The sequence below is a fragment of the Pseudomonas sp. NBRC 111140 genome (genome assembly GCF_001320885.1).
GTDB lineage: Bacteria > Pseudomonadota > Gammaproteobacteria > Pseudomonadales > Pseudomonadaceae > Aquipseudomonas > Aquipseudomonas putida_P.
Genome location: NZ_BCBQ01000005.1, coordinates 103,081 through 119,021 on the forward strand (window position 1 = coordinate 103,081; position 15,941 = coordinate 119,021).

The window sequence follows — 15,941 nt, forward strand, 5'->3', positions numbered from 1 at the left end:
TTCATCCTTGCCGCTTGAAGCCGGTCACGGCAGGGCGTGGCGGCCAGGGCAGGCGTTCGCGCCGCCCCTGGTTGTTGAAAATCAGGCCATCGCTGTCGATGTCCTCCAGCACGATCCCAGGTGCCAGGCGCTGGCCACGGGCTAGAGTGCGTACTTGCTCGCCGTAGCGCAGCACCACCACACTGGATGCCAATGGCTGCGCCTTGAGGCCGCCGAGGTATTGCAGTGGCAAGCGAGTAAGGGCAATGGCACCGTCGTCGATGGGCGCTTGCCAGTGGCCAACCATCAGCCCGGGCAGCGGGCTGTCGACCGCCGCAGGCGCCGTGGCGGGTTGCGGCTGACGGCTCAGTTGCAGCACACACTGTGCAGCGAGCCAGCCAGCCAAGGTCAGGCCAGCGCCCGTGAACACGCGCGAGGCGAGGGTCACGAGGCCAACTGCCGTGGATGCCAGCCCGGGTGCCCCTGCACGTAACGCACTTCGGGCAGTTGCAGCGGCACCAGTTGCCAGTCGGCACCTTGCCGGGCCAGCCAGGCTTCGACCCGCTGCCACAGGGGCTCGCCGGCTTGACTGTCGAATTGCAGGCCAAAGGTGCGGCACAGGCCCTGCACGGGCTCCAGGCCAGTGATGCGCTTGCCTTGCGGGCTGTAGCTGACGCGCCAGGCCTGGCCCTGCCAGCGCGGCAGGTCCTGGCTGTTGTCCAGCAGCAACGGGTCGCCGAACAATTGTTCTGCAGCGTTCTCCAGCACTTGCTCGACCTGCCGAGCCGGCGCTTCGACCACCGGCGCCGGGTAACCGCCGGTAAGGCTGATCAAGTGTTCGCGGGTGATGGACGCTCCCGCCGGCAGCGGGTAGTCATAACGCAGGCCCGGCAACAGCACGGGCATGCTGCTGTCGTCAGCCAGGGCTTGATGCAGCAGGCGGTCCCAGCTGCCGCCTCGGGTATCGCGGCGCCACAAGGCCTGGGGTGCGCGGGCCAACGGCTGATCGAGCCAGGCCGCGTGGCCGGCACGTTGCTGGCGTAGTTGTGCCTGAAACTGCGCGACGCGCACCTGCGCGGCAGGCGCCAGTTGTTGTTCAAAGGCCGGGAAGAAGCGCCCGTCGAACTGCCACAGCCCGGCCACACGTTGGCAGCGCAGGCGGAACGCACCGCTGCCCCGGCAGCCGGCGAACAACACCGGCACGCGGCGGCCGCTGGCCTGGGTTACTTCGACCGGCGCCGGCCACAAGTCCTGGCCACGGGCGCACAGCAGCACATCGATTTGCGGCAACCGTTCAGCCAGCCACAGGCCGGGGCCTGTGCCCACATCGGCCATGGCCACCACCAGGTCCGCCTCGCGCCGGGCCTGCTCGAATACCGGCTGCAGTGACTGGTACCACTGTTTGAGCGAAGCTTTCTGGTCCTGGGCATAAGGGTCGGTCACGCCAACCACCGCAATGCGCGCACCGCCGCGCTCGAAGACGTGCAAGGCTTCCAGGCCCAATGCCTGGCGTTGCGCGTCTGCCAGCCCGGCAGCCAAGGTAAGGGGGCTTGCCTGGCGATAGAGCCCTGGGCTGCGCTGTGGCCACAGTACCCGTTCGTCGCTGCTGACCCGCGCTTCGACGCCCAGCAGTTGGCTGCCTTGCACTCCACTTTCGCCCTGGGTCAGGTAAGCCAGGCCACTGCCATTCCAGCCTTGGCCGTTTTCCAGGGTGAGGCTGTTGCCGGCACCGGCCTCGCCGCGCAGCTGCTCCAGCAACGCCGCCAGCACCGCATAGCCGCCCAACTGGGCAGCCCCAGCCTGATTCGCATCGAGCAGCGGCGCCAGTTGCGGGTAGGCGATGCTGGCGCTGCTGCCTGTCATCCATGGCGCGCGGCCCAGGTGGCTGACCGGTCCCAGCCGGGTAGCCGGCACCACGGCCAGGCCAGGTTGGCGGGCATCGAGGGTATCGGCTACATAGAGCAAGTCGAGGTGGGCGTTACCGCCCTGCTGCCCTGGGAAGGCAGTGCAGGCGCCGAGCAGCGGTGCCAAGGCACCGATACCCATCCAGCCGATCACTTCGCGCCTGTGCACACTGCTCGCCATCGCACCCGCCATCCTTTTCCGCGTTCATTCAGGGCCCCGGATGTTGCGGCGTTGGCATTACAGTTTGATGGCAGAAATCCGACAGACATTCCAAATTGATCTGTCAGAAGCTTTTCTAAGAGCGAGTCGTTTTAAAAACCCCTTAACATTTCTGCCAATGAATCATCATATTTTCCCCCTAAAGTCGCGGGTTCTTCTAACTCAGCCAATATAAGGACACCCTGATGAGTCGAGATACCGGCGACAACCTGGACCGGAACCAAAGCGGCAACCTGCCGATGGCCAACGTCATGGACGCCTACCTGAGCCGTCGCAGCGTGATGCGCGGTAGCCTGGGCGCCGCCATCGCCATGATCGCCGGTACCGGCCTGACAGGCTGCTTCGACGGTGGCGGCTCCGATCACGATGACCCCGTCACCGAGCCACCGGTGACCGAGCCGCCAGTCACCGAACCGGAAGTACCGAAACTGGCGTTGGGCTTCCAGCCCATCCCAGGTTCGCGCACCGACGCCTGTGTCGTCGCCGCTGGCTATAGCGCCTACGTGCTGGCGCCCTGGGGTACGCCGCTGAACAGCAACGGCAACCCGTGGAAGTCCGACGGCAGCAACACCTCGACCGACCAGGCCAACGCCATGGGCATGCACCATGACGGCATGCACTTCTTCCCCATCAACGGCAGCTCGGAAGACGGCCTGCTGGCGATCAACTTCGAATACATCGACACCGCGGCCCTGCACCCGGCCGGCCCGACCACCGATGTGAACGGCAAGCGCCCGGCCGAAGAAGTGCGCAAGGAAATCAACGCCCACGGTGCCGGCGTGGTACGCCTGCAGAAAATCAACGGCCGTTGGCAGGTGGTCGACAACGACCCGCTGAACCGCCGCTTCACCACTGCCTCGCGCATGGAAATCACCGGGCCGCTGCGCGGCACCGACCACGTCAAGACCAAGTACTCCACCGCCGGCACTCACTGCCGTGGCACCAACAACAACTGCGGCAACGGCTATACCCCGTGGGGCACCTACCTGACCTGCGAAGAGAACTGGCCGGGCATCTTCGTCAACAAAGGCACCCGCCCCGAGGACCAGCGCCGTATTGGCGTGGGCACCTCCAGTGGCCAGTACAAGTGGGAAAGCGCTGCCGGTGACAGCACCGAGGTGGCCGACGAATTCGCCCGCTTCGACGTGACCATCAAGGGCGCCAGCGCCAGCGACGACTACCGCAACGAAGCCAGCACCTACGGCTACATCGTCGAGATCGACCCCTACAACAGCAGTACCCTGGCCACCAAGCGTACCGCGCTGGGCCGTTTCCGCCACGAGGGCTGCGCCCCAGGCCTTCCCGTCGCGGGCAAGCCGCTGGTGTGGTACATGGGTGACGACTCGAACAACGAGTACCTGTACAAGTGGGTGTCCACCGCCGTGTGGGACGCCGCCGACGCCAACCCGGCCGACCGCCTGGCCACCGGCGCCAAGTACCTCGACCAGGGCAAGCTCTACGTGGCCCGCTTCAATGCCGATGGCACCGGCGTATGGCTGCTGCTGGACGTGGGCACCGCCACCAAGGCCGGCAGCACCCTGGGTGCACTGTATGGTGACCTGCCAGGCATCATCCTCAACACCCGTGGTGCCGGCGATGCCGTGGGCGCAACGCCGATGGACCGCCCGGAATGGACCACGGTCAACCCACTGAACGGCGACGTGTACCTGACCCTGACCAACAACAGCGCACGCACCCCGGAAAAGGTCGATGCAGCCAACCCACGTGGCCCGAACCGTCACGGCCACATCATTCGCTGGCACGACAGTGACGACCAGCTGAGCTTTACCTGGGACATCTTCGTGTTCGGCGCCAACGCTGCCGGCACTGCCGACATCAATCGTTCCGGCCTGACCGAGCTCAACCAGTTCGCCAGCCCCGACGGCATGAGTTTCGATAGCCGTGGCATTCTGTGGTTCGAAACCGACAACGGCGAAACCACCTTGACCGACTACACCAACGACCAACTGCTGGCGGTGATCCCCACCGACCTGGTGGATGCCAGCGGCAAGCAGGTACCGGTGAACGCACAGAACCAGGTGGCCCTGCGCCGCTTCTTTGTCGGGCCGAATGATTGCGAGGTGACCGGGATTTCCTTTACCCCGGACAACAAGACCTTGTTCGTCAACATTCAGCATCCGGGGAACTGGCCTTATACCGACAAGGCCACCGATGCTACGCCGGCTGGGGCGACTGTAAGGCCACGGGCTTCGACGGTGGTGATTCAGCGCAATGATGGCGGGGAGATCGGCACCGCCTGATCGATCTGGGGCCGCTCTGCGGCCCCAGTACTCTCAAGCTTTACCAGGCCATGGGCTCCCGGCTACGCACCCGCACCTGCTGTGCTGGCACCCGCGCATGCCATTGCACCACCCCAAGCGCCTCTACCTGAAACTCGCTGCGCATCATCCTGCCCTCCTCTTCGAACGACAGCTGCAACAAGAAGTACCCACTGTTGAGCAGCAAGCCTTCACTCAGTCGTTCGAACGTCTCGTCATCCACCGCCCCCAGCGCCTGGCGCAACGCGGCCGCATCCGCATACCCCGACGCCGGTCGCCCGGTGATGATGCGGCTGAGCAAAGAGCGCGAATAGCGCCCTTCGTACAGCGCTTCCAGCAACGGTAGATGCTCCAGCCCCAGCGCATTGGCATTCAGGCGCCAGCCGGTGACCTGGGGCAAGGCGCACAGCATCGGATAACGAGCCTGGCGAGCGGCATCCGGCTCCAGCAACAGGTTCAGCTCGCTGGTGTCGAGCATCGGCTGATTGGCCGCCAGCCGTGCGGGTTGCTGACGCAGGTACTGGGCACTCTCGGCGCCCTGCAGACGGGTATCACTGTCGGCGTCGAGCCAGTCGGCCAGTGCATCGACCAGGCGCTCGGCAGCCATGTCGTCGCCCAGCAGATAACGCAATTGGTGCTCGGCACGTTCGCCATCGGCACCCAGCAACGCATTGACGTTGAAGCATGTGTGCTGGTCGCGCACCCGCAATTGCGCCTGGCCCGTGCCAAAATCGTAGTTCAGTGGCTGCCCGCGCAAGGCTTGCCAGAACAATGGGCTAAGCCGCCAGGCGGGGTCCCGCAGAGCCTGCTCGGCATAGGCAAGGCCCGCCTGCTCCATGGCGCGCACCTGCACCCGCTGCTGCAACAGACGCACCTCATCCACCTGGCGCCGACCATCTTCCACCAACCAAGCCATGCCCGCCGCCAGCATCGCCAGCACCACCATCACCATCAACAGGGCCGCCCCCTGCTGTTGCCTGCCACCCATCCGTGCGTGCCTCGCTCGCGAAGTAAAAACGCCAGTCAACACGCCGCTTGTTGCAGGTAGATGGCAATGCCCGTTCGTCATGCGCATGTCATCTAGGCGATGCAGGATTGCCCTTCCTTTTCATGGCCTTACAGGAGTGGTCGCAATGGGTGGCATTGGAATCTGGCAACTGGTGATCGTACTGCTGATCGTATTTCTGCTGTTTGGGACCAAGCGCCTCAAGGGCCTGGGCAGCGATGTGGGCGAGGCGATCCAGGGTTTTCGCAAGTCCATGGGCGGTGACAATGACGCCAGCACACCCGGCCAGGCGCAGATGCAGCAACAGGCCCCGCTGACCGGCCAGGCCACGCAGCAACCGCAAGCGGACCGTCAGGCCTGATGTTCGAGGTAGGCTTCAGCGAGTTGCTGCTGGTCGGCGTCGTCGCCCTGCTGGTGCTGGGCCCGGAGCGCCTGCCAGTGGCGGCACGCACCCTTGGGCGTGGCCTGGGCCAGGCGCGCCGGGCCATGCACGCCTTGCGTACGCAGGTGGAGCGCGAAATCGAGCTGCCCCACCTCGACAGCGCACCCTTGCAGCGCCTGGAACAGGAGATCCGTCAGGGCATCAGCCTGAATACAGAGCCGGCCAATGATGCGGCTACAGTCACGCTACCCAAGGAAAACGCCTCATGAGCAGTGCCATGGACCCGACGGCCAGCATGCCGTTGATTGAACACCTGCGCGACCTGCGCAAACGCCTGGTGCGTTGTCTGGGGTTGGTGGCATTGGTGTTCGCCGGCCTGTTCCCCTTCGCCCAAACGCTGTACACGCTCATCTCCGAGCCGCTTCGGCGCTTTTTGCCGGAAGGCGCGAGCATGATCGCCACCAGCGTCACCTCGCCTTTTCTGACGCCGTTCAAGCTGACCGCGATGTGCGCACTGTTCGTGGCCATGCCGCTGCTGCTGCATCAGGCCTGGGGCTTTCTGGCACCGGGGTTGTACCGCCGTGAACGGCGCATTGCCCTGCCGCTGCTGGTGTCGAGCATCGTGCTGTTCTATGCCGGCATGGCGTTCGCGTTCTTCCTGGTGTTTCCGATGATGTTCGGCTTTTTTGCCAGCGTGACACCGGACGGTGTGGCGATGATGACTGACATCAGCCAGTACCTGGACTTTATCCTGGCGCTGTTTTTGGCATTCGGGCTGGCATTCGAGATCCCGGTGGCGACCTTCATCGTGGTCTGGGTGGGGTTGGCCGATGTGGCCACATTGCGGCGCAGCAGGCCCTACGTGATCGTCGGGTGCTTTGTGGTGGGGATGATCCTGACGCCGCCGGATGTGTTTTCGCAGACGATGCTAGCGGTGCCGATGTGGATACTGTTCGAGGTGGGATTGCTGGCTTGTGCCTGGTTGAAGCGGCCTGAGCCCGGCAAGGAGATTGTGGCCGGCTTATAGAGCCCTTTCGCGGGCTTGCCCGCGAAGGCCTTGATGCAGTCTAGAACTGGGCGAGCTGCCAGACTTCGTAGGCTGGCGTCTCGTAGGGGTGGTTCTGCTTCAGGGCAGCGACGACCTGGGCTACCAGACCGTCAGCCACCACAAGCTCCACCTTCCACTCTTCCACCACCTCGACCTGGCCGGTTTGCCCGAGGAACGGCTGGCTGCCGTCCAACGGGCGGAACTGGCCCTGGCCCAGGGTTTGCCAGGCGCAGTGGTCATAGTCACCGATGCGCCCGCCACCAGCAGCGAACACAGCGGCCTTGACCACTTCGACGTGGCTGGCGGGGACGAAGAAGGCGAGCTTGTACACGCCTTAGTTCACCCACACCCGCGCGTTGCGGAACATACGCATCAGCGCAGCATCTTCCTGCCACTCGTCTGGGCGCCAGGAGTTCTGCACGGCGCGGAATACGCGCTCCGGGTGCGGCATCATGATGGTCACACGGCCATCGCGGCTGGTCAGGCCGGTGATACCACGCGGCGAGCCGTTCGGGTTGGCCGGGTAGGCTTCGGTGACCTTGCCGTGGTTGTCGACGTAGCGCAGGGCCACGCAACCGGACAGATCGGCTTCCAGCAATGCCGCTTCGTTGGCGAATTCGGCATGGCCTTCACCGTGGGCGATGGCGATCGGCATGCGCGAACCGGCCATGCCCTGCAGGAAGATCGAGTTGGACTTCTGCACCTCGACCATGGCCACGCGTGCCTCGAACTGCTCCGAGCGGTTACGCACGAAATGCGGCCAGTACTCGGTGCCCGGGATCAGCTCGTGCAGGTTGGACATCATCTGGCAACCGTTGCACACGCCCAGGGCGAAGCTGTCGGTACGCTCGAAGAAGGCCTGGAAGGCATCACGGGCACGGGCGTTGAACAGCGCCGACTTGGCCCAGCCTTCACCCGCGCCCAGCACGTCGCCGTAGGAGAAGCCACCGCAGGCGACCAGGCCCTTGAAGGCCTCGAAGTCGACACGGCCAGCGAGGATGTCGCTCATGTGCACGTCGATGGCAGCGAAGCCTGCGCGGTCGAAGGCAGCGGCCATCTCGACCTGGCCGTTGACGCCCTGCTCGCGCAGGATGGCCACTTGCGGGCGCACGCCCTTCTTGATGTACGGTGCGGCGATGTCATCGTTGACGTCGAAGCCCAGCTTGACCGACAGGCCCGGGTTGTCTTCCTCGAGCAGCAGGTCGAATTCCTGGTCGGCGCAGTCGGCGTTGTCGCGCAGGCGCTGGATTTGGTAGCTGGTCTCGGCCCACTGGCGCTGCAGCATGCGACGGTCATCGTCGAACAGCACCTCGCCGTTCAGGCTGATGGACACTTCACCGTTGTTGACCGGCTTGCCGATCACTGCCACGCAACCTTCACCCAGGCCAGCTGCGCTGAACTGTGCCAGCACGTCCGGGGTGGCATCCTGGCGAACCTGGATGACCGCGCCCAGCTCTTCGTTGAAGAGGATGGCTGGCACGTCGCCTTTGCTGTCGGTCAGCGGGTCGAGCTGCAGGTCGAGGCCGCAGTGGCCGGCGAAGGCCATTTCCAGCACGGTGGTGAGCAGGCCGCCGTCGGAGCGGTCGTGGTAGGCCAGCAGATGGCCGTCGGCGTTCAGGCCCTGGATCACGGCGAAGAAGGCCTTGAGGTCTTCGGCGTCGTCGACGTCCGGTGCCTGGGCCGCGATCTTGCCGTAGGTCTGGGCCAGGATCGAGGCGCCCATGCGGTTCTTGCCACGGCCCAGGTCGATCAGGATCAGGTCGGTCTCGCCCTTGTCCATGCGCAGTTGCGGGGTGAGGGTCTTGCGGATGTCGGTGACCGGGGCGAAGCCGGTGATGATCAGCGACATTGGCGAGGTGACGCTCTTCTCCACGCCCTCCTCGCTCCACTTGGTCTTCATCGACATCGAGTCTTTGCCGACCGGAATGGTAATGCCCAGTTCCGGGCACAGCTCCATGCCGACGGCCTTGACGGTGTCGTACAGGCGGGCGTCTTCACCTGGGTGGCCAGCGGCGGACATCCAGTTGGCCGACAGCTTGATGTCAGACAGCTTCTCGATACGCGAAGCGGCCAGGTTGGTGATGGTCTCGCCGATGGCCATGCGGCCGGAAGCCGGGGCATCCAGCAGCGCCAGCGGGGTACGCTCGCCCATGGCCATGGCTTCACCGGTGTACACATCGAAGCTGGTGGCGGTGACGGCGCAGTCGGCTACCGGAACCTGCCACGGGCCGACCATCTGGTCGCGGGCAACCAGGCCAGTGATGGTGCGGTCGCCGATGGTGATCAGGAAGCTCTTGCTGGCCACGGCCGGGTGGTTCAGCACGCGCTGCACGGCGTTGTCCAGGTCCAACTTGCTCGGGTCGAAGTCATCGCCCAGCTCGGCTTCGCGGGTAACCGAACGGTGCATGCGCGGTGGCTTGCCCAGCAGCACGTCCAGCGGCATGTCCACCGGGGTGTTGCCGAAGTGGCTGTCGCTCACGGTCAGGTGCGGCTCTTCAGTCGCTTCGCCGACCACGGCAAACGGGCAACGCTCACGCTCGCAGATGGCCTGGAAACGCTCGAAGTCGACCGCGCTGACAGCCAGCACGTAACGCTCTTGCGATTCGTTGCTCCAGATTTCGTGCGGGGCCATGCCCGGCTCGTCGTTGGGCACGTTGCGCAGCTCGAAGCGGCCGCCACGGCCACCGTCGTTGACCAGTTCCGGGAAGGCGTTGGAGATACCCCCCGCGCCCACGTCGTGGATGAAGGCGATCGGGTTGTCGTCACCCAGCTGCCAGCAGCGGTCGATGACCTCCTGGCAGCGGCGCTCCATTTCCGGGTTTTCGCGCTGTACCGAAGCGAAGTCCAGGTCAGCCGAGCTGGCACCGGTAGCCACCGACGAAGCCGCGCCGCCGCCCAGGCCGATCAGCATGGCCGGGCCGCCGAGCACGATCAGCTTGGCGCCGACGGTGATCTCGCCCTTCTGCACGTGGTCTTCACGGATGTTGCCCATGCCACCGGCGAGCATGATTGGCTTGTGGTAACCGCGTACTTCTTCACCGTGCGGGGTGTTGATGGCCTGCTCGAAGGTACGGAAGTAACCGGTCAGGGCCGGGCGACCGAATTCGTTGTTGAACGCGGCGCCGCCCAGAGGGCCTTCGATCATGATGTCGAGGGCGTCGACGATACGCTCAGGCTTGCCGTAGGCCTGCTCCCAAGGCTGTTCGAAGCCTGGGATGCGCAGGTTGGACACGGTGAAGCCGGTCAGGCCCGCTTTGGGCTTGGCGCCACGGCCGGTTGCACCTTCGTCGCGGATTTCACCGCCGGAGCCAGTCGATGCACCGGAGAACGGGGCGATGGCGGTCGGGTGGTTGTGGGTTTCCACCTTCATCAGGATGTGCACCGGCTCCTGCACCGCGCCGTACTGGCGGGTTTCAGGGTTCGGGAAGAAACGGCCAGCCACGTTACCGACGATGACCGAGGCGTTGTCCTTGTATGCGGACAGCACGCCTTCGTTGTGCATCTGGTAAGTGTTCTTGATCATGCCGAACAGGCTTTTTTCCTGAGCCTGGCCGTCGATGTCCCAACTGGCGTTGAAGATCTTGTGGCGGCAGTGCTCGGAGTTGGCCTGGGCGAACATCATCAGTTCGATGTCGTTCGGGTTGCGCTTGAGCCCCTGGAAGGCAGCGACCAGGTAGTCGATCTCGTCTTCGGCCAGGGCCAGGCCCAGGTCGATGTTGGCCTGGGCCAGGGCGTCACGGCCGCCGGCCAGGATGTCTACCGAGGTCATCGGCTTGGGCTGGGCGTGGCTGAACAGGTCGGCCGCCTGCTCCAGCTGAGCCAGCACACGCTGGGTCATGCGGTCGTGCAGTTCGGCGGCGATCAATGCAGCGTCAGCGTCGCTCAGGGTGCCGGCAACGTAGTAGGCGATGCCGCGCTCCAGGCGCTGGATCGACTGCAGGCCGCAGTTGTGGGCGATGTCGCTGGCCTTGCTGGCCCAAGGCGAAATGGTGCCCAGGCGCGGCACGACCAGGAACAGGCGGCCGGTCGGCTCCTGTACCGGCACGCTCGGGCCGTACTTGAGCAGACGGCCCAGCACCTGCTGCTGGTCGGCGGTCAGCTCGCCGTCAACATCGGCGAAGTGGGCGAATTCGGCATACAAACCAGTAACAGCGGGGACTTTCTGGCTCAGTTGCTCGAGTAATTTACCGTGGCGAAAGGCAGAAAGGGCAGGAGCGCCGCGCAGGATCAACATCGTCGGGACAGCCTCAGGAAGGGGTGTGCTTAGAGGCCGTGCATTCTAGCCTAATTCGATGGCTTTCGGCACCTGCTCTAAGCCACGGCTGCCGGGCGGCGGAACCGGACTTTCGGGTCAAAAAAAAGCAGTACGCATGCAATCAATGCGGGAACAGCACATAACGCGCTACCAGACAACCTAACCGTTGTCGAGATATGGTTGGGCCAGTCCTTTGCGTATACTGCAACCTATGTTCGCCCACACTGCTTTGCGCCAGCGTTGCGCCAAATGGCTTTTCGCAACCGGACTCTTTCTGCTGCTCGGTGCCTGCGTTGAAAAACCCAGCACCCTCGAGCGCGTGAAGGAGGATGGCGTGCTGCGCGTGATCACCCGCAACAGCCCGGCCACCTACTTCCAGGACCGCAACGGCGAAACCGGCTTCGAATACGAGCTAGTCCAGCATTTCGCCGAAGATCTCGGCGTGAAGCTGCAGATCGAGACCGCCGACAACCTCGACGAGCTGTACGACGCCCTAGGCAAACCCTCCGGCCCGGTACTGGCCGCAGCCGGCCTGGTCAGCAGCGAGCGGCGCAAGGCCCAGGTGAAATACTCGCACCCGTACCTGGAAGTGACGCCACAGGTCATCTACCGCAACGGCCGCCCACGCCCGACCAACGCCAAGGGCCTGGTCGGCAAGAAAATCATGGTGCTCAAGGGCAGCAGCCATGCCGACCTGCTGGCTGAGCTGAAAAAGCAGAACCCTGGCCTGGAATATGAAGAGTCCGACGCCGTCGAGGTGGTCGACCTGCTGCGCATGGTCGATGAAGGGCAGATCGACCTGACCCTGGTCGACTCCAACGAACTGGCGATGAACCAGGTGTACTTCCCTAACGTGCGAGTCGCCTTCGACGTGGGTGATACCCGCGACCAGCGCTGGGCCGTGGCGGCAGGCGAAGACAACAGCCTGCTCAACGAGATCAACGAGTTTCTCGACAAGGCGCAAAAGAACGGCACGCTGCAGCGCCTGAAAGACCGCTACTACGGCCATGTCGATGTATTGGGCTATGTCGGTGCCTACACCTTCGCCCAGCACCTGCAACAACGCCTGCCCAAGTACGAAAAACACTTCAAGAGCTACGCCAAGGTCGAGCAGGTCGACTGGCGCCTGCTGGCCGCAATCGGCTACCAGGAGTCGATGTGGCAGCCGGAAGTCACCTCCAAGACCGGCGTGCGCGGCCTGATGATGCTGACCCAACGCACCGCCCAGGCGATGGGTGTGTCCAACCGACTGGACCCCAAGCAGAGCATTCAGGGCGGCGCCAAGTATTTCATGAAGATCAAGGAAGAGCTCGACGACAGCATTCAGGAGCCGGACCGCACCTGGTTCGCCCTGGCGGCCTATAACGTGGGTACCGGCCACCTGGAAGACGCCCGGACCCTGGCCAAGCGCGAAAAGCTCAACCCGAACAAGTGGCTGGACGTCAAGAAGATGCTGCCACGCCTGTCACAGAAGCAGTGGTACCGGCAGACCAAGTACGGTTATGCCCGTGGCGGCGAGCCGGTGCACTTCGTGGCCAACATCCGTCGTTACTACGACATCCTTACTTGGGTGACCCAACCGCAGCTCGAAGGCCAGGTGGCCGAGGGCAACCTGCATGTGCCTGGGGTGAACAAGGACAAGCCGGCTGATCAGTCGCCGCCGATGTAAGCCAATACAGGTCAGCCTTTGGCCCGGCGGGCCTTGAAGAACTCGCTGAGGATCTGCCCGCACGCCTCCGCCAGCACTCCACCCTCCACCATCACCCGGTGGTTCAGAAACCCTTGGCCGAAGAACTGCCCCTGGCTCTGTACAATCCCCGCCTTGGGCTCCAGCGCGCCAAACACCACCCGCATCACCCGCGAATGCACGATCAGCCCTGCACACATGCTGCACGGCTCCAGGGTCACGTACAGGGTGCTGCCGGGCAGCCGGTAGTTGCTGGCCGCTTTCGCCGCTGCGCGGATGGCCACCATTTCAGCATGCGCACTCGGGTCGCTGTCGATGATCGGCCGGTTGAAGCCCTGGCCAATCACCTGCCCATGCTGCACCAATACCGCACCCACCGGCACCTCGCCCAACGCTGCGCCCTCGGCAGCCAGCGCCAGGGCCAGGCGCATGAACTCCTGATCGCGGCTGCGATCGATGATCTGCGGACGCATCAGACCACCGCGATCGCGGCCATCAGGCCGGTTTCCATGTGGTCGATGACGTGGCAATGGAACATCCAGGTACCTGGGTTATCCGCCACCAGTGCAACCTGGGCGCGCTCGTTCTTGCCCAGCAGGTAGGTGTCGGTAAACCACGGCTCCTTGATGTCGTGGCGATTGGAGCCGATCACCTTGAAGCTCATGCCATGCAGGTGAATCGGGTGCTGGTACTGGGTCATGTTCTTCAGCTCGAAAATGTAGCTCTTGCCCTTCTGCAACGTGGCGATTGGGCGGTCGGCGCAGGTCTTGTCGGTGATGTCCCAGGCCTGGCCGTTGATCTGCCACATGCTGGACGGTTTGTCGGGGTCAGGGGTAACCGTGACGCTCGCCGCCCACTCGAAATTGAAGTTGAGCTTTTCGGCATTCTCCAGGTCTGGCTCGGCGATCGGGTTGGGTGGCAGCGCTGGTGGCCAGTCGCTTGGCGCGTCATTGCTGGCCACTGAACGCAGGGTGCCCAGGCGCACGAAACCGTCGCGCAGGGAGATTTCCTCACCCGCTTGGGGAATGCGGATAGCCAGGCAGATACGCATGCCGGGGCCAAGCCAGTAGTCGTCTTCCAATGGCCGTGGGGTCACTGGGTTGCCGTCCAGGGCATAGATTTTCGCCTCGCAGTTGCCCTTGAGATTGAGGCGGTAGGTCCAGGTGTTGTCCAGGTTCAGCAGACGCACCCGCACCACCTGGCCGGCCGGCAGCTCGGTGACCGAGTCGGCCTGGCCATTGATGGTGATCAAGCGCCCGGCGGTGCCGTTACGCGCGGCCTCACGCGGGATGCTGAAGGGCAGCCAGGCGCCCTGCTCGTCTACATGCCAGTTCTTCAGGCTCAGCGTGCGCTCATGAAGGAAGCCAGTCGGTTCGCGCTCTTCGACGATCAGCGGCCCAACCAGGCCACGGCCCAGCTCTTCGGAGCTGCTGACATGCGGGTGATACCAGTAGCTGCCGGCGTCCGGTACGCGGAACTTGTAATCGAAATACTCGCCCGGCTTGACTGGCAGTTGCGAGACATAGGGCACGCCGTCCATTTCCAACGGCAGGCGGATGCCGTGCCAATGGATGGTGGTCTCGACCGGCAGGTGGTTGATGAAGCGTACCCGCAACCAGGTGCCCTGGCGCACGCGCAGCTCGGTACCCGGTGCCGACGGGCCGAATGCCCAGGCCTCGGTCTTGAAGCCCGGCACCAATTCGACGTCCAGGGGCGCTGCAATCAGCTCATAATCGTGGCCGGCGTTGTCATCTTCGACCTTGCCCAGCCAGTAACGCGCCGCGCCACCGGCGCCCAGGCCAACCACAACCAGGCCAGTGAGGCCCTTGAGCATTTGTCGACGGGTGAAGGACATCGGTGCGGGTACCTCGTGTTCTGCGCAATCAAGCTGCCAGCATTGGCTGGCGATGAAGGGCGAATACGATACACCTGCAAATGGGAAAGATTAAGTGAAGTCTTGTATCGGCCTGTGCTGGCCCCTTCACGGTTTTACCCGCGAAGGGGCCAGCACAGGAAACAGATACGACAAGGGCGCCTTACGGCGCCCTTGTGGCTCAACTTATTCCCACTCGATAGTGGCAGGCGGCTTGCTCGACACGTCGTAGGTAACGCGCGAGATACCGTCGATTTCGTTGATGATACGGCCGCTGACGGTTTCCAGCAGCTCGTACGGCAGGTGCGCCCAACGCGCGGTCATGAAGTCCACGGTCTCGACGGCACGCAGGGCCACGACCCAGGCGTAGCGACGGCCGTCGCCAACGACGCCAACCGACTTGACCGGCTGGAACACCACGAACGCCTGGCTGGTCTTGTGGTACCAATCGGCCTTGCGCAGTTCTTCGATGAAGATGTGGTCGGCGCGACGCAGGATGTCGGCGTATTCCTTCTTCACTTCACCGAGGATACGCACGCCCAGGCCCGGGCCTGGGAACGGGTGGCGGTAGACCATGTCGTACGGCAGGCCCAGCTCCAGGCCGATCTTGCGCACTTCGTCCTTGAACAGTTCACGCAGCGGCTCGACCAGCTTGAGGTTCATTTCCTCTGGCAGGCCACCCACGTTGTGGTGCGACTTGATCACATGGGCCTTGCCGCTCTTGGCACCCGCCGACTCGATCACGTCCGGGTAGATGGTGCCTTGGGCGAGGAACTGGATGTTTTCCAGCTTGCTGGCTTCGGCATCGAAGATGTCGATGAAGGTGCGGCCGATGATCTTGCGCTTCTTCTCTGGGTCGGCTTCGCCTTCCAGGTTGTCGAGGAACTGCTTTTCAGCATCGGCACGGATCACCTTGACGCCCATGTTCTCTTTGAACATGGCCATCACCTGGTCACCTTCGTGCAGGCGCAGCAGGCCGTTGTCGACGAATACGCAGGTCAGCTGGTCGCCGATGGCACGGTGCAGCAGCGCGGCAACCACCGAGCTGTCAACACCGCCGGACAGGCCCAGCAGGACGTTGGCCGAACCTACTTGTGCACGCACCTGGGCGATGGCGTCTTCGACGATGTTGGACGCGGTCCACAGGGCTTCACAGCCGCAGATGTCCTGCACGAAGCGGGACAGGATGCGACCGCCCTGCTTGGTGTGGGTCACTTCCGGGTGGAATTGCACGCCGTAGTAGCCGCGGGCATCGTCGTACATGCCGGCGATCGGGCAGCTTGGGGTGCTGGCCAGGATGTTGAAGTT

Annotated in this window: 13 protein-coding genes; 5 read left to right on the forward strand and 8 right to left on the reverse strand. The window is 64.0% G+C overall.

Going from position 1 to position 15,941, the window contains the following annotated elements:
* Position 1: 1 nt before the first annotated feature.
* Together APH42_RS03155 and APH42_RS03160 are read right to left on the reverse strand one after the other, a co-directional pair.
* Positions 2 to 427, reverse strand: a complete 426-nt coding sequence (locus APH42_RS03155) for a pilus assembly protein PilZ (RefSeq protein WP_060492711.1) — start codon at positions 425 to 427, stop codon at positions 2 to 4.
* Positions 424 to 2,064 carry a hypothetical protein gene (locus APH42_RS03160; protein WP_012270735.1) on the reverse strand — a complete coding sequence of 547 codons (1,641 nt, stop codon included), beginning with the start codon at positions 2,062 to 2,064 and terminating at the stop codon, positions 424 to 426. Before APH42_RS03160 ends, APH42_RS03155 begins: the two co-directional genes overlap by 4 nt.
* Positions 2,065 to 2,288: 224 nt before the next feature.
* Here APH42_RS03160 and APH42_RS03165 point away from each other — a divergent pair, with 224 nt between their 5' ends.
* Positions 2,289 to 4,364, forward strand: a complete 2,076-nt coding sequence (locus APH42_RS03165; RefSeq protein WP_060492712.1) for a PhoX family phosphatase — start codon at positions 2,289 to 2,291, stop codon at positions 4,362 to 4,364.
* Positions 4,365 to 4,404: 40 nt separating this feature from the next.
* Here APH42_RS03165 and gspK read toward each other — a convergent pair whose 3' ends face one another.
* On the reverse strand, positions 4,405 to 5,370 hold the full coding sequence (gspK, locus tag APH42_RS03170) for a type II secretion system minor pseudopilin GspK (RefSeq protein ID WP_012270733.1): 966 nt from the start codon (positions 5,368 to 5,370) through the stop codon (positions 4,405 to 4,407).
* A 145-nt stretch (positions 5,371 to 5,515) separates the two neighbouring features.
* On the opposite strand from gspK, the gene tatA reads away from it, so the two are divergent.
* The 3 genes from tatA to tatC are packed head-to-tail and all read left to right on the forward strand — an operon-like array spanning position 5,516 to position 6,797.
* The gene (tatA, locus tag APH42_RS03175; protein ID WP_012270732.1) at positions 5,516 to 5,749 is read left to right on the forward strand and encodes a twin-arginine translocase TatA/TatE family subunit; all 234 of its coding nucleotides are present in this window, start codon (positions 5,516 to 5,518) and stop codon (positions 5,747 to 5,749) included.
* A complete protein-coding gene (gene tatB, locus APH42_RS03180; protein ID WP_012270731.1) occupies positions 5,749 to 6,039 on the forward strand; it encodes a Sec-independent protein translocase protein TatB in 291 nt (96 codons plus the stop codon). Before tatA ends, tatB begins: the two co-directional genes overlap by 1 nt.
* Complete coding sequence (gene tatC / locus APH42_RS03185) at positions 6,036 to 6,797, forward strand: twin-arginine translocase subunit TatC (protein WP_060492713.1); 762 nt, start codon at positions 6,036 to 6,038, stop codon at positions 6,795 to 6,797. Before tatB ends, tatC begins: the two co-directional genes overlap by 4 nt.
* 40 nt (positions 6,798 to 6,837) lie before the next feature.
* Here the strand turns inward: tatC and APH42_RS03190 are convergent, their stop codons facing one another.
* Positions 6,838 to 7,149, reverse strand: coding sequence for an NIF3 1 (locus APH42_RS03190; RefSeq protein WP_012270729.1), 312 nt, complete (start codon positions 7,147 to 7,149; stop codon positions 6,838 to 6,840).
* Between the two features lie 3 nt (positions 7,150 to 7,152).
* Positions 7,153 to 11,052 carry a phosphoribosylformylglycinamidine synthase gene (gene purL, locus APH42_RS03195; protein WP_012270728.1) on the reverse strand — a complete coding sequence of 1,300 codons (3,900 nt, stop codon included), beginning with the start codon at positions 11,050 to 11,052 and terminating at the stop codon, positions 7,153 to 7,155.
* Between the two features lie 232 nt (positions 11,053 to 11,284).
* Between purL and mltF the strand changes: the two genes are divergently transcribed.
* Positions 11,285 to 12,742 (forward strand): membrane-bound lytic murein transglycosylase MltF, encoded by a 1,458-nt coding sequence (mltF, locus tag APH42_RS03200; RefSeq protein WP_012270727.1) that lies wholly within the window; start codon positions 11,285 to 11,287, stop codon positions 12,740 to 12,742.
* 11 nt (positions 12,743 to 12,753) lie between these two features.
* Here mltF and tadA read toward each other — a convergent pair whose 3' ends face one another.
* From tadA to guaA, 3 genes are all read right to left on the reverse strand, one after another.
* Positions 12,754 to 13,233: a tRNA adenosine(34) deaminase TadA gene (tadA, locus tag APH42_RS03205; RefSeq protein WP_060492714.1), complete on the reverse strand. Its 480-nt coding sequence runs from the start codon at positions 13,231 to 13,233 to the stop codon at positions 12,754 to 12,756.
* On the reverse strand, positions 13,233 to 14,615 hold the full coding sequence (locus APH42_RS03210; protein WP_012270725.1) for a multicopper oxidase family protein: 1,383 nt from the start codon (positions 14,613 to 14,615) through the stop codon (positions 13,233 to 13,235). Before APH42_RS03210 ends, tadA begins: the two co-directional genes overlap by 1 nt.
* A gap of 204 nt (positions 14,616 to 14,819) precedes the next feature.
* Positions 14,820 to 15,941: glutamine-hydrolyzing GMP synthase (gene guaA, locus APH42_RS03215; RefSeq protein WP_060492715.1), on the reverse strand; the 1,122-nt coding region annotated here is incomplete at its 5' end.